This is a genomic window from Streptomyces sp. NPDC027663 (assembly GCF_055566415.1).
Map to the genome: position 1 here is coordinate 197,198 of NZ_JBVHSK010000006.1, position 14,380 is coordinate 211,577.

Genomic DNA, 14,380 nt, shown 5'->3' on the forward strand with positions numbered 1-14,380 from the left:
AAAAGGGACGTAGACGTGTCCGTTCGATGAGACGAGATCACCGGGACGCAGACTTGTGATGTCGTACGACGATATGCACGGCACTGTGGAAAACTCTCGGTGACTGTCCGTGATCGGATGCATGCTGGACCCATGACAGATCTTGCGGGCGAACTGCGCGGCGCCGTCCGGGGCGAGGTGGGCTTCGACACCACCTCCCGGGCCCTCGTGACCATGGACGCGTCCAACTACCGGCGCGTCCCTCTGGGGGTCGTGGCCCCCAGGGACGCCGACGACGTGGCCGCGGCGCTTCAGGTGTGCCGGGCGCGCGGGGTGCCGGTGGTCGCGCGCGGCGGCGGCACGTCCATCGCCGGGCAGGCGACCGGCACGGGCGTGGTGCTGGACTTCACCCGGCACATGTCCGGCCTGCTGGAACTGGACCCGGGCAGCCGCACGGCCGTCGTCCAGCCGGGGCTGATACTCGACCGCCTCCAGGAGGCCGCCGCCCCGCACGGCCTGCGCTTCGGCCCCGACCCCTCCACGCACGGCCGCTGCACGCTCGGCGGCATGATCGGCAACAACTCCTGCGGCTCCCACTCGGTCGCCTGGGGCACGACCGCGGACAGCGTGCGTGAGCTGTCCGTCGTCACCGCGCGCGGGCAGCGGCTGCGGCTCGGGCGCAACTGGGCGGGCGCCCCGGACGGGCTGCGGGAGCTGGCGGAGAGCGAACTGGCCCGGCTGCGCACGGGTTTCCCGGAGCTGCCCCGCCGCATCTCGGGTTATGCGCTGGACGCGCTGCTGCCCGAGAAGGGCGCGGACGTCGCCCGCTCCTTCTGCGGCTCCGAGGGCACCCTCGGGATCCTCACCGAGGCCGTGGTCCAGCTCGTCGAGGCCCCCCGCGCGCGGGCGCTGGCAGTGCTGGCCTACGCCGACGAGAGCGCTGCCGCCGAAGCCGCCGCGGGCCTGCTGCCGTACCGGCCGCTGACGGTGGAGGGCATGGCCGCCGACCTGGTGCCGGCCGGGGCCGGGCTGCCCAAGGGGGGCGCCTGGCTGTTCGTGGAGACCGGCGGGGACTCGGCGCCGGAGGCACGGGCACGGGCCGAGGAGATCGTCCGCGCGGCCGACGTGCTCGGCGCGCTCGTCGTCACCGACCCGGCGGCCCAGCGGACCCTGTGGCGCATCCGCGAGGACGCGGCCGGCACGGCCACCCGGATGCCGGACGGCACGGAGGCCTGGCCCGGCTGGGAGGACTGCGCGGTGCCGCCCGCCCGGCTCGGCGCCTACCTGCGCGACTTCCGCGGCCTGCTGTCCGCCCACGGGCTGCGCGGCATTCCGTACGGCCACTTCGGCGACGGCTGCATCCACGTCCGCATCGACTTCGACCTGCGCACCGGGCCCGGCATCGGCCGCTTCCGCCGCTTCTCCGAGGAGCTGGCCGACCTGGTGGTGGCCCACGGCGGCTCGCTGTCCGGGGAGCACGGGGACGGACAGGCCCGCGCGGAACTGCTGCCGCGCATGTACGGCGAGGAGACGGTCCGGCTCTTCGAGCGCGCCAAGGCCGTCTGGGACCCGGACGACCTGCTCAACCCCGGCATGCTGGTCCGCCCGGCCCCGCTCGACGCCAACCTCCGCTTCTCCGTCCTGCCGTCCCGCCCGGTCGACGTCACCTTCGGCTACCCGGCTGACGGCGGCGACTTCGCCGCGGCCGTCAGCCGCTGCGTCGGCGTCGCCAAGTGCCGTACGACCACGGCGGCGGGCCCCGCCGTGATGTGCCCCTCCTTCCGGGCCACCGGTGAGGAGGAGCACTCCACCCGCGGCCGGGCCCGCCTGCTGCACGAGATGCTCGCGGGCGAGGTGGTCACCGACGGCTGGCGGTCCACGGAGGTCAAGGACGCCCTCGACCTGTGCCTGTCGTGCAAGGGCTGCCGCTCGGACTGCCCGGTCGGCGTCGACATGGCCACCTACAAGGCGGAGTTCCTGCACCACCACTACGCCGGCCGCCGCCGTCCCGCCGCCCATCACAGCATGGGCCGGCTCCCGGAGTGGCTGCGCTGGGCCGCCCGCACGCGCACGGCTTTGCTGCTGAACGCGCTCGCGGCGGTAGGGCCGTTGGCGCGCATCGGCAAACGGCTGGGCGGGATCGCGCCGGAGCGGGAGATCCCCCGGCTGGCGGCGTGGACGTTCACGGGGTGGTGGCGTCGGCGCAAGCCCGTCCAGGGGGCCGGGGACCCGGGGGACCTGGTCGTCCTGTGGCCGGACACCTTCACCGAGCACCTCTCCCCGTCCGTCGGCCGGGCTGCCGTCCGGGTGCTGGAGGCCGCCGGACTGCGGGTGGCCCTCCCGCCCACGCTGCTGCCGGGCCGCGGAGCGATCGGCGACGGCCGGACCGGGGCGGCGACCGCCCTGCTCACGGCCCGCCGGGCGCGGGTCTGCTGCGGCCTGACCTACATCTCCACCGGCCAGCTCGACCGGGCCCGCGCGGTACTGCGCCGCACGCTGGACCTGATGGAGCCGGTGCTGCGGGCCGGGGTCCCGGTGGTCGTCCTGGAGCCGAGCTGCGCCGCGGCCCTGCGCTCCGACCTCCCGGAACTCCTGCACGACGACCCGCGTGCCGCCCGGCTGTCCGCCGCGGTCCTCACCTTCGCCGAGGCCCTGGAGCGGCACGCCCCCGACTGGACCCCGCCCGCCGTCGACCGCCCGGTGGCCGGGCAGACCCACTGCCACCAGCACGCGGTGCTCGGCGACACCCCCGACCGCCGGCTGCGCACCGCCGCGGGCCTCACCGGCGAGCTGAGCGGGGGCTGCTGCGGTCTCGCCGGCAACTTCGGCTTCGAGAAAGGCCACTTCGAGGTGTCGAAGGCCTGCGCCGAGGACCAGCTGCTGCCGGCGGTCCGTGAAAGACCGCGGGACGCCGTGGTCCTGGCGGACGGCTACTCCTGCCGCACCCAGCTGGAGCAGCTGGCCGGGGTCCGGGGCCGCCATCTGGCGGAGGTCCTGGCCGAGGCGCTGGACGCACCCGCGGGGGGCGCCGGATGACCGAGGAGTACCGGCGGGTGGCCGTGCTCTCCGACATCCACGGCGTCCTGCCCGCCCTGGAGGCGGTCCTGGCGGAGCCCGAGGTGGCCGCGGCCGACCGGATCGTCCTCACCGGGGACATCACGGCGGGCCCGCAGCCGGCCGAGGTGCTGGACCTGCTGCGGGCGCAGGGCGACCGGGTGCTGTGGCTGGCGGGGAACGCCGACCGGGAACTGGTGGAGTACCGGCGGGGAGAGCGCGCCGGAATCCCCGACCCCATCGGCCCGTTCGCCGCACAGGCGCTGCGCGCGGACCAGGTCGCCTTCCTGGCCGCTCTTCCCCGGACCCTCACCCTGCGCGTCCGCGGTCTCGGCGAGGTGCTGTTCTGTCACGCCACCCCGCGCGACGACGAGGAACTGGTCCTGGTCGACTCCCGCCCGGCCCGCTGGGCGGAGGTCCTCACCGGCCTGGCGCCCGGGGTCCGCACGGTCGTCTGCGGTCACACCCACATGCCCTACGTCCGCCTGGCCCACGGCCGTCTGGTGGTCAACCCGGGCAGTGTCGGCATGCCCTACGGCCGTCCGGGCGCGCACTGGTGCCTCCTCGGCCCCGGCACCGACCTGCGCGTCACGCAGTACGACATCCCCGCGGCGGTCACCCGCCTGATCCGCGAGTGCGCCTACCCGGAGATCGCCGACTGGGCCGACTACTTCCTGCACGCACGGACGAGTGACACGGAGGTGCTGGCGGCCTGGGGGCCAGGGGACGGCAGGGAGGCTACGTAGGGTGGGACGACCCTCGCGATCTTCACGGAACCCGGCCTCGTCGTGGCACCGACGCCCCTGAAGGAGTCCCGCACATGTCCCTCACCCTTCGCACCATCACCCGTGCCGAGCACCTCGCCTTCGTGGCCGGGCGGCCGTCGGTCAGTCATATGCAGGTGCCGTCGTGGGGGGACGTGAAACCCGACTGGCAGGCGGAGAGCCTGGGGTGGTTCGAGGGGGACGGGCGGCTCGTGGGGGCGGGGCTGGTGCTGCTGCGGCCGTTGCCCAAGGTGAAGCGGTATCTGGCGTATCTGCCCGAGGGGCCGGTCATCGACTGGCATGCGCCCGGTCTGGAGCGCTGGCTGGATCCGCTGCTCGCCCACCTCAAGCGCCGGGGTGCCTTCTCGGTGAAGATGGGGCCGCCCGTGGTGACCCGGCGGTGGAGCCCGGAGGCGGTCAAAGCCGCGATCGCCGACCCGGAGGCGCACCGGCTGCGGGACGTGCCGGGGACGTCGTACGAGGCGGCGGGCCTCGACCTCGCCGACCGGCTGCGCCGCATGGGGTGGCAGCAGACCGAGCCCGGCGGGGAGGAAGGTTTCGCCGCCGGGCAGCCCCGCTACGTCTGCCAGGTCCCCTTCGCCGGGCGCCCGATCGAGGACATCCACCGCGGGCTCAACCAGCAGTGGCGGCGCAACATCAAGAAGGCCGAGAAGGCGGGCGTGAAGGTCGTCCGGGGAGGGCTGGAAGACCTTCCGGTCTTCTACGGCCTCTACACCGAGACCGCCGAACGCGACCGGTTCATCCCGCGCCCGCTCACGTACTTCCAGCGCATGTGGACCGCGCTCACGGCCGAACACCCCGACCGGATGAGGCTGTACCTCGCCCACCACGACGGGGAGGTCCTCGCCGCGGCCACGATGCTGATCGTCGGCAGCCACGTCTGGTACTCCTACGGCGCCTCCACCAGCCGTAGGCGCGAGGTGCAGCCCAACAACGCCATGCAGTGGCGGATGATGTGCGACGCCCATGAACTCGGCGCCCACGTCTACGACTTCCGGGGCATCACCGACACCCTGGAGGAGTCCAACCATCTGCTCGGCCTGCTCCGCTTCAAGGTGGGCGCGGGCGGCGAGGCCGTGGAGTACGTGGGGGAGTGGGACTTTCCGCTGAACCGGCTGCTGCACAAGGCGCTCGACGTCTACATGTCCCGGCGCTGAGCCCACGGCGCCGGGCGCGACGGCGCCGGTGTACGCCTACGGGCCCGGACAGGGGGGTACGCCGCGGCGGCGGGGTGGGCGCAGCCCGCCGCCGGGGCCGGCGGGAAGGCGGGAAGCGTGCCCGGGTGCCTGGCCGGCCGTCCGCCGTTGCGGGACGAGAAGGCTCGGCCGGGCGGCTGATCCCAGCATCCGGGACAGTTCCTTCCGGGGTGTACGCACCTGTCGAAGTCCATTACCCTGGACTTGGCAGTACATCGCGATGAACGAACCCGACCAGCACCAGGACCGCCCGTGACCGCCACATCCAGCACCACCCGGCAGACCCCGGTCACCCCCGTCGGAGGGCAGCGCCGCTCCGGCTCGCTCGGCCCCGTCGGACTGGTCCTGGCCGGCGGCATCTCGGTGCAGTTCGGCGGAGCGCTGGCCGTGACGCTGATGCCGAGGGCGGGCGCGGCGGGCGTGGTGACCCTGCGGCTCCTCGCGGCGGCACTCGTTCTCCTGCTGGTCTGCCGCCCCCGGCTGCGCGGCCACTCACGCGCCGACTGGGGCACGGTGATCGTCTTCGGTATCACCATGGGTGCGATGAACGGCCTGTTCTACGAAGCGGTCGCCCGCATCCCGCTGGGCCCCGCGGTCACCCTGGAGGTCCTCGGCCCGCTGGCCCTGTCCGTCCTCACCTCCCGACGCGCCATCAACGCACTCTGGGCCGGCCTGGCCCTCGCGGGTGTCTTCCTGCTCGGGGGCGGAGGCTTCAGCGATCTGGACCCCACAGGTGTCGCCTTCGCGCTGGGTGCGGGCGCCATGTGGGCGGCCTATATCGTCTTCAGTGCCCGCACGGGCCGCCGCTTCCCCCAGGCGGACGGCCTGGCACTGGCCATGGCGGTCGCTGCCCTGCTCTTCCTCCCCATCGGCATCGCCGAAGCGGGCACCCGCCTGCTGAACCCCACCACCGTCGCCCTCGGCTCGGCGGTGGCTCTGCTCTCCTCGGTCCTGCCCTACACCCTCGAACTCCTGGCCCTGCGCAGGCTTCCCGCCCCCACCTTCGCCATCCTCATGAGCCTGGAGCCGGCCATCGCGGCGACGGCCGGCTTCTTCGTCCTCGGCCAGACCCTCTCCGCCGCGGAGGCCGCGGCCATCGCCCTGGTCATCGGTGCCAGCATCGGCGCGGTACGGACCCAGGTGGGCCGCAACAAGATGCCGCCGCTTCCGGCCGAGGGGCAGTGAGCCCGGCGCCGGTCACGGCCGGCGTCCACCCCTTCCCCGACTCCCCGGACCTCGCAGCACCGCCTCGCTCGGCACCGACCGGCTGCCATCACGGAAAGTAGCCACTCGCATGCGCACCGGAGTGGTGTCTGTGGAAGCATGAAACCGTGACCGGCAACAGCGACCCCAGCCCCCGCCCGCTGAAGATCGCCGTCCGCGGCCGTGCCGTTCTCGCCGACCCTCGGATCAACCGCGGTACCGCCTTCACCGCGGCCGAGCGCCGCGCCCTGGACCTGGTCGGCCTGATCCCGCCCCGCGTACTCAGCCAGGACGAGCAGGCCGAGCGTGCCTACGGTCAGTTCCGGCAGCAGTCGGGCGACCTGGCGAAGAGCGTCTATCTGACCGCGCTGCACGACCGAAACGAGGTGTTGTTCTACCGGCTCGTGGGCGACCACCTCGAAGAGATGCTGCCCATCGTCTACACCCCCACCGTCGGCACGGCGATCCGCCGCTACAGCACCGAGTTCCGCCGCCCGCGCGGGGTCTACCTCTCCGTGGACGCCCCCGACGACATCGAACGCTCCCTCCGTGCGAGCGGCCTCGGTGCCGCCGACGTCGACCTGATCGTGGCCACCGACGGCGAGGGCATCCTCGGCATCGGCGACTGGGGTGTGGGCGGCATCGACATCGCGGTCGGCAAGCTCGCCGTGTACACGGCCGCCGCCGGCATCGACCCGCGCCGCACCCTGCCCGTCATGCTGGACGTCGGGACCAACCGCCAGGAACTCCTCGACTACCCCCTCTATCTCGGCAACCGCCACCCGCGTCCGGACCGCGACACGTACGACGCGTTCATCGACGCCTACGTCACCACCGCGACCAGGCTCTTCCCGAACGCCCTGCTGCACTGGGAGGACTTCGGCACCGCCAATGCCCGCCGCATCCTCGACCGGTACCGCCACGAACTCTGCACCTTCAACGACGACATCCAGGGCACCGGCGCCGTCAACCTCGCCGCCGTCCTGTCCGGTGTCCGTGCCACCGGGGTGCCGCTGCCGGAGCACAGGATCGTCGTCTTCGGCGCGGGTACGGCCGGTATCGGCGTCGCCGACCAGTTGCGCGACGCGCTGATCGCGGAGGGGCTGTCCCCGGACGAGGCCACGGCCCGGTTCTGGTGTGTGGACCGGTACGGCCTGCTCACCACCGACCAGGGCGGTCGACTGCGCGACTTCCAGGAGCCGTACGCCCGCCCTGCCGACGAGGCCGACGGCTGGCGCCGGGACGAGAACCTGCCCGGGATTCCGCTGGACGAGGTGGTCCGCCGGGCGCGTCCGACCATCCTCATCGGCACCTCCGGGCAGGGCGGCGCCTTCGCCGAGGGGATCGTGCGCGCCATGGCCGAGCACACCGAGCACCCGATCATCCTGCCGATGTCCAACCCGACCGATCTGGCCGAGGCCACCCCCGCCGACCTGCTGGAGTGGACCGACGGCAAGGCCCTGGTGGCCACGGGCAGTCCGTTCGCACCGGTGGAGCGGGGCGGTACGACGTACGAGATCGGGCAGGCCAACAACGCGCTGGTCTTCCCGGGGCTCGGTCTCGGCGCGATCGTCGCCCGCGCCTCCCGCATCACCGACCGCATGCTCCGCGCCGCGGCCGACGCGGTGGCCCGCCGGACCGGTGACTCGGAGGTGGCCCGCGCCGATGCGCCGGTCCTGCCGCCGATCCGCGAGCTGCGCGGCACCTCCGAGTCGGTCGCCGTGGCCGTGGCTCAGGCGGCGGTGGACGAGGGCGTCGCACGGGCGGGCCTGGACGACGTGGAGGCGGCGGTGCGGGCGGCCCGGTGGGAGCCGGTGTATCCGCCGGTGAAAGCGGTCTGACCACAGCCCGGCGAGCGAGCCGGCCCGCCTCCGGCTCGGCGCGCCCACACGCCGGAGCGAACCGATCGGGTCCACCTGGTGGCGCCCCGACAAGACACCACAGCGAACCCAGTCCACCCGCCCCGGCCCGACAGCACACCGGAGCGAGCCGAGCCGCATCCGCCCCGCCCCCGTTCGTCAGCACACCACAGCGACCGAGCCCACCCGCCCCGCCCCGGCCCGACAGCACGCCGTAGCCCACCGAGTCACACCCCCGGCTCGGTCCGACCCCGCGCTGCAGGGAACCGAACGCATCCCTCGGCCAAATTAATGCAAGCACGCTTGATTGTTTCTGAGCCCGCTGCCATGCTCCCACCCATGGCCGACCCGACGCCCGTCATCGAAGACCTGCGCGCCGAGAGCGACGAACTCGACCAGCTCGTGGCCGAGTTGAGCCCGGAGCAGTGGGCTCTTCCCACCCCCGCGCCCGGCTGGACCGTCGCCCACCAGATCGCCCACCTCGCCTGGACCGACCGCTCGGCGCTGCTGGCCGTCACCGACACCGGTGCCTTCCAGGCGCTGGTCGAGAAGGCGCTCGCCGCCCCCGGCTCGTTCGTGGACGAGGGCGCGGACGAGGGCGCCGGACGCCCGCCCGCCGAGCTGCTGGCGGACTGGCGCGCCGGGCGTGCCGCCCTCGGTGAGGCCCTGCGCGCCGCACCGCCCGGCGCCCGTTTCCCCTGGTACGGCCCGCCCATGTCCGCCGCCTCCATGGCCACCGCCCGGCTCATGGAGACCTGGGCCCATGCGCTGGACGTCGCCGACGCCCTGGGTGTGGTGCGCCCACCCAGCGACCGGCTGCGGCATGTGGCCCGGCTCGGGGTGCGGACCCGTGACTTCGCCTTCGGGGTGCACGGACTCACCCCACCGGCCGACGAGTTCCGGGTGGAACTGACAGCGCCCTCGGGCGAATCGTGGGTGTACGGAGACGAGGGCGCCGTCCAGCGCGTCACCGGTCCCGCCCTCGACTTCTGCCTCCTGGTCACCCAGCGTGCCCACCGCGGCGACCTCGCCCTGACGGCCGTGGGCCCGGACGCCGACCGCTGGCTGGACATCGCCCAGGCCTTCGCGGGGCCGCCCGGCACGGGCCGCCCGCCGAAGGAGGACACCCGGTGAACCCCCTGCGCATCGGCAACTTCTCCGGCTTCTACGGCGACCGCGCGAGCGCCCTGCGCGAGATGCTCACCGGCGGCGAGGTCGACGTCCTCACCGGTGACTATCTCGCCGAACTCACCATGCTCATCCTGGGCCGCGACCGGCTGAAGGACCCGGCGGCCGGCTACGCCCGCACCTTCCTGCGACAGCTGGAGGACTGCCTCGGCCTCGCCCACGAGCGTGGGGTCCGGATCGTCACCAACGCCGGCGGCCTCCACCCGGCCGGACTCGCCGACGCGGTGCGGGCGCTGGCCGGCCGGCTCGGCATCCCCGTACGGGTCGCGCACGTCGAGGGTGACGACCTGACCGGGGAACACCCCGGCGCCCTCGCCGCCCACGCCTACCTCGGCGGCTTCGGCATCGCCGAGTGCCTGCGGGCCGGTGCGGACGTGGTGATCACCGGCCGGGTGACCGACGCGGCGCTCGTCACCGGCCCCGCCGCCGCCCATTTCGGCTGGCGGCCGGAAGAGCACGACCGGCTCGCCGGTGCCGTCGTCGCCGGACACGTGCTGGAGTGCGGGACGCAGGCGACCGGCGGGAACTACGCGTTCTTCGGGGAGGGGGACGTACGGCGGCCCGGCTTCCCGCTCGCCGAGATCCACGCCGACGGCAGCAGTGTCGTCACCAAGCACCCCGGAACCGGCGGCTTCGTGGACGTCGGCACGGTCACGGCCCAGCTGCTCTACGAGACCGGCGGCGCCCGGTACGCCGGACCCGACGTCACCGCCCGGCTGGACACCGTACGGCTGAGCCAGGACGGGCCGGACCGGGTGCGGATCGAGGGGGTGCGCGGGGAGGCGCCGCCGCCGACGCTGAAGGTGGGGCTCAACCGGCTCGGAGGGTTCCGCAACGAGGTCGTCTTCGTCCTGACCGGACTCGACATCGAGGCCAAGGCGGACCTGGTGCGCGAGCAGTTCGCCGATGCATTCGCCAAGTCGGCGCCGCAGGAGGTCCGGTGGGAGCTGGTGCGTACCGACCGGGCCGACGCCGGCACCGAGGAGACGGCCAGCGCGCTGCTGCGGCTCGTCGTACGGGACCCGGACCAGCAGGTCGTGGGGCGGGCGCTGAGCGGGGCCGCCGTGGAACTCGCTCTGGCCAGCTACCCGGGCTTCCATCTGTCGTCCCCACCCGGAAAGGGCGCCCCGTACGGGGTCTTCGAGGATGTGTACGTGCCCCATGGTGCCGTCGGCCATGTGGCCGTCCTCTATGACGGACGCCGTGTCTCCGTGCCGCCGCCCCAGGAGACGCTGTCTCTGAACGCCGTGGCGTCCCCGCCGCTTCCGGAGCCCCTCCCGCCCGGCCCGGCCCGGCGGGCGCCCCTCGGCCTCGTCGCCGGGGCGCGCAGCGGGGACAAGGGCGGGAACGCCAACGTGGGGGTGTGGGCGCGGAACGACGAGGCCTGGCGGTGGCTCGCGCACACGCTGACCGCCGATCGGTTCCGCGAGCTGATCCCCGAGAGCCGGGACCTGCCCGTCACCCGGCACCTCCTCCCCAACCTGCGCGCCGTCAACTTCGTCGTCGAGGGCATCCTCGGCGCCGGCGTCGCCGCGCAAGCCCGCTTCGACCCGCAGGCCAAGGCCCTCGGCGAATGGCTGCGCTCCCGCCACCTGGACATCCCGGAGACCCTGCTGTGACGGTTCTGCAGACTGCTCTCGACCCCAGCGGCCCCGACTACCGGGCCCACCGCGAGGCCATGCTCGGCAAACTCGCCGACCTGGACGCCGAGCACGCCAAGGCGCTCGCCGGCGGCGGCGAGAAGTACGTGCAACGGCACCGGGGGCGCGGCAAGCTGCTCGCCCGCGAGCGCATCGAACTGCTCCTCGACCCCGACACCCCGTTCCTGGAACTGTCCCCGCTGGCCGCCTGGGGCAGCGACTACCCGGTCGGCGCCTCCCTGGTCACCGGCATCGGAGTGGTCGAGGGCGTGGAGTGCCTGATCACCGCCAACGATCCGACCGTGCGCGGCGGCGCCAGCAACCCCTGGAGCCTGAAGAAGGCACTCCGCGCCAACGACATCGCCCTCGCCAACCGGCTGCCCTGCATCAGCCTGGTCGAGTCCGGCGGCGCCGACCTGCCCTCCCAGAAGGAGATCTTCATCCCGGGCGGCGCCATCTTCCGCGACCTGACGAGGCTCTCCGCCGCCGGCATCCCCACCATCGCCGTCGTCTTCGGCAACTCCACCGCCGGAGGGGCCTACATCCCCGGCATGTCCGACCACGTGATCATGGTCAAGGAGCGGGCGAAGGTGTTCCTCGGCGGACCGCCGCTGGTGAAGATGGCGACCGGCGAGGAGAGCGACGACGAGTCCCTCGGCGGCGCCGAGATGCACGCGCGTGTGTCCGGCCTCGCCGACTACTTCGCCCTGGACGAGCCGGACGCCCTGCGCCAGGCCCGCCGCGTCGTGGCCCGGCTGGGCCACCGCAAGGCGTACCCGGACCCCGGCCCGGCCGAGCCGCCCAAGTACGACCCGGAGGAGCTGCTGGGCATCGTCCCCGGTGACCTGAAGATCCCCTTCGACCCGCGCGAGGTCATCGCCCGGATCGTGGACGCCTCCGACTTCGACGAGTTCAAGCCGCTGTACGGCACGAGCCTGGTCACCGGCTGGGCCGCCCTTCACGGCTACCCCGTCGGCATCCTGGCCAATGCCCAGGGCGTCCTGTTCAGCTCCGAGTCCCAGAAGGCCGCCCAGTTCATCCAGCTCGCCAACCAGCGCGACATCCCGCTGCTCTTCCTGCACAACACCACCGGCTACATGGTCGGCAAGGAGTACGAGCAGGGCGGCATCATCAAGCACGGCGCGATGATGATCAACGCGGTCAGCAACAGCCGTGTCCCGCACCTGTCGGTCCTCATGGGCGCGTCGTACGGAGCCGGCCACTACGGCATGTGCGGCAGGGCCTACGACCCCCGCTTCCTGTTCGCCTGGCCCAGCGCCAAGTCCGCCGTCATGGGCCCGCAGCAGCTCGCCGGCGTGCTGTCCATCGTCGCCCGGCAGTCCGCGGCGGCGAAAGGGCAGCCGTACGACGATGACGCGGACGCCGCCCTGCGCGCCATGGTGGAGCAGCAGATCGAGTCCGAGTCGCTGCCCATGTTCCTGTCCGGGCGGCTGTACGACGACGGCGTCATCGACCCGCGCGACACACGTACCGTCCTCGGCCTGTGCCTGTCCGCCCTGCACACCGCGCCCTACGAGGGCGCGCGCGGCGGCTTCGGCGTCTTCCGGATGTGAGGGACCCAGTGATCACTTCTGTCCTCGTCGCCAACCGGGGCGAGATCGCCTGCCGGATCTTCCGCACCTGCGCCGAGCTGGGCATCCGGACCGTCGCCGTGCACTCGGACGCCGACGCGCACGCGCTCCACGCGCGCCTGGCCGACACGGCCGTGCGGCTGCCGGGCGCGGCGCCCGCCGAGACCTACCTGCGCGGCGACCTGGTCGTGAAAGCGGCCCTGGCGGCCGGCGCGGACGCCGTGCACCCCGGCTACGGCTTCCTCTCCGAGAACGCCGGCTTCGCACGCGCCGTCCGCGACGCCGGCCTGCTCTGGATCGGCCCGCCGCCGGAGGCCATCGAGGCCATGGCGTCCAAGACCCGCGCCAAGCGGCTGATGGGGCTGGCGCCCTTGACCGAGGTCACCGAGGCCGACCTGCCGGTCCTGGTGAAGGCCGCCGCCGGCGGCGGCGGACGCGGCATGCGGATCGTGCGCCGCCTGGACGAGTTGCAGACCGCCCTGGAGGCCGCGCGCGCCGAGGCGGCCGGTGCCTTCGGCGACGGCGAGGTCTTCGTGGAGCCGTACCTCGAGCACGGCCGCCACGTCGAGGTACAGATCCTCGCCGACACCCACGGCACCGTCCTTCCGCTCGGCACCCGCGACTGTTCGCTGCAGCGCCGCCACCAGAAGGTCATCGAGGAGGCCCCGGCGCCCGGCCTGCCGGCCGCGCTCACCGAGGAGCTGCACGCGCTGGCGGTACGCGCCGCCCGCGCCGTCTCCTACGAGGGCGCCGGCACGGTCGAGTTCCTGGTCGCCGACGGCCGCGCCCACTTCCTGGAGATGAACACCCGCCTCCAGGTGGAACACCCCGTCACCGAGGCGGTGTTCGGCCTCGACCTGGTCGCACAGCAGCTCCGCATCGCCGAGGGGCTCCCGCTGGAGAACGAGCCGCGGCGCGCGCACGGCCACGCGGTCGAGGCCCGCCTCTACGCCGAGGACCCCGCCCGTGACTGGGCCCCCCAGACCGGCACCCTGCACCGCCTTGCCGTACCGCCCGGCGTCCGCCTCGACACCGGCTACACCGACGGCGACGAGATCGGCGTCCACTACGACCCGATGCTCGCCAAGGTCATCGCCCACGCCCCCACCCGCGCGGAGGCGCTGCGCAGGCTCGCGGGGGCGCTGGAGCGGACCGAACTCCACGGACCGGTCACCAACCGGGACCTGCTCGTACGCACCCTGCGGCACGAGGAGTTCCGAAGCGGCCGCATGGACACCGGTTTCTACGACCGCCACCTCGCCGGCCTCACCGAGTCCGCCCCCGACCCCCTCGCCCCCCTGGCCGCCGCCCTCGCCGACGCCCACGGCCGCTCCCGCTTCGGCGGCTGGCGCAACGTGTCCTCACAGCCACAGGTGAAGCGGTACGAGATGGCGGGCGAGGAACACGAGGTCCGGTACCGGCACACGCGGCAGGGCCTCACGGCCGACGGGGTCCGGGTCGTGCACGCCGACGCATGCCTCGTCGTACTCGAAGTGGACGGGGTCCAGCGCAAGTTCGGGGTCGCACGCTACGGCGACCAGCTCCACGTCAACGCCACCCGCCTCACCGCCCTGCCCCGCTTCCCCGACCCGGCCGTCCAGCTCGCCCCGGGCTCCTTGGTGGCCCCGATGCCCGGCACGGTCGTACGCGTCGCCGAAGGCCTTTCCGAGGGGGCGGCCGTCCAGGCGGGCCAGCCCCTGCTCTGGCTGGAGGCGATGAAGATGCAGCACCAGATCTCGGCGCCGGCCGCAGGAACACTGACGGCCCTCCCGGTGGCCCCTGGACAGCAGGTGGAGGTGGGCGCGCTCTTGGCGGTGGTCGAGAGCAGCCGGCCCTAGGGGCGCGGGAGGGTATCGACATGCGGCCACCGCCGCGTGAGCGCGA

Annotated in this window: 9 protein-coding genes; all 9 read left to right on the plus strand. The window is 73.5% G+C overall.

Annotation, left to right across the window (positions count from 1 at the left end):
- Positions 1–132: 132 nt before the first annotated feature.
- The 9 genes from ACZ4SF_RS18735 to ACZ4SF_RS18775 all read left to right on the plus strand — a co-directional run bounded on the left by ACZ4SF_RS18735 (position 133) and on the right by ACZ4SF_RS18775 (position 14,334).
- On the plus strand, positions 133–3,015 hold the full coding sequence (locus ACZ4SF_RS18735) for an FAD-binding and (Fe-S)-binding domain-containing protein (protein WP_468385328.1): 2,883 nt from the start codon (positions 133–135) through the stop codon (positions 3,013–3,015).
- The gene (locus ACZ4SF_RS18740; protein WP_468385330.1) at positions 3,012–3,779 is read left to right on the plus strand and encodes a metallophosphoesterase family protein; all 768 of its coding nucleotides are present in this window, start codon (positions 3,012–3,014) and stop codon (positions 3,777–3,779) included. Before ACZ4SF_RS18735 ends, ACZ4SF_RS18740 begins: the two co-directional genes overlap by 4 nt.
- Positions 3,780–3,853: 74 nt before the next feature.
- Positions 3,854–4,975 (plus strand): lipid II:glycine glycyltransferase FemX, encoded by a 1,122-nt coding sequence (locus tag ACZ4SF_RS18745; protein ID WP_468385333.1) that lies wholly within the window; start codon positions 3,854–3,856, stop codon positions 4,973–4,975.
- A 291-nt stretch (positions 4,976–5,266) separates the two neighbouring features.
- Positions 5,267–6,199: an EamA family transporter gene (locus ACZ4SF_RS18750; RefSeq protein WP_468385336.1), complete on the plus strand. Its 933-nt coding sequence runs from the start codon at positions 5,267–5,269 to the stop codon at positions 6,197–6,199.
- A gap of 146 nt (positions 6,200–6,345) precedes the next feature.
- On the plus strand, positions 6,346–8,058 hold the full coding sequence (locus ACZ4SF_RS18755) for an NAD-dependent malic enzyme (protein WP_468385337.1): 1,713 nt from the start codon (positions 6,346–6,348) through the stop codon (positions 8,056–8,058).
- 357 nt (positions 8,059–8,415) lie between these two features.
- Positions 8,416–9,210, plus strand: coding sequence for a TIGR03084 family metal-binding protein (locus ACZ4SF_RS18760; RefSeq protein ID WP_468385340.1), 795 nt, complete (start codon positions 8,416–8,418; stop codon positions 9,208–9,210).
- Positions 9,207–10,883: an acyclic terpene utilization AtuA family protein gene (locus tag ACZ4SF_RS18765; protein ID WP_468385343.1), complete on the plus strand. Its 1,677-nt coding sequence runs from the start codon at positions 9,207–9,209 to the stop codon at positions 10,881–10,883. The genes ACZ4SF_RS18760 and ACZ4SF_RS18765 overlap by 4 nt, the downstream gene beginning before the upstream one ends.
- Complete coding sequence (locus ACZ4SF_RS18770) at positions 10,880–12,478, plus strand: acyl-CoA carboxylase subunit beta (protein ID WP_468385346.1); 1,599 nt, start codon at positions 10,880–10,882, stop codon at positions 12,476–12,478. The genes ACZ4SF_RS18765 and ACZ4SF_RS18770 overlap by 4 nt, the downstream gene beginning before the upstream one ends.
- A gap of 8 nt (positions 12,479–12,486) precedes the next feature.
- Positions 12,487–14,334 carry an acetyl/propionyl/methylcrotonyl-CoA carboxylase subunit alpha gene (locus ACZ4SF_RS18775; RefSeq protein ID WP_468385348.1) on the plus strand — a complete coding sequence of 616 codons (1,848 nt, stop codon included), beginning with the start codon at positions 12,487–12,489 and terminating at the stop codon, positions 14,332–14,334.
- Positions 14,335–14,380: the final 46 nt, after the last annotated feature.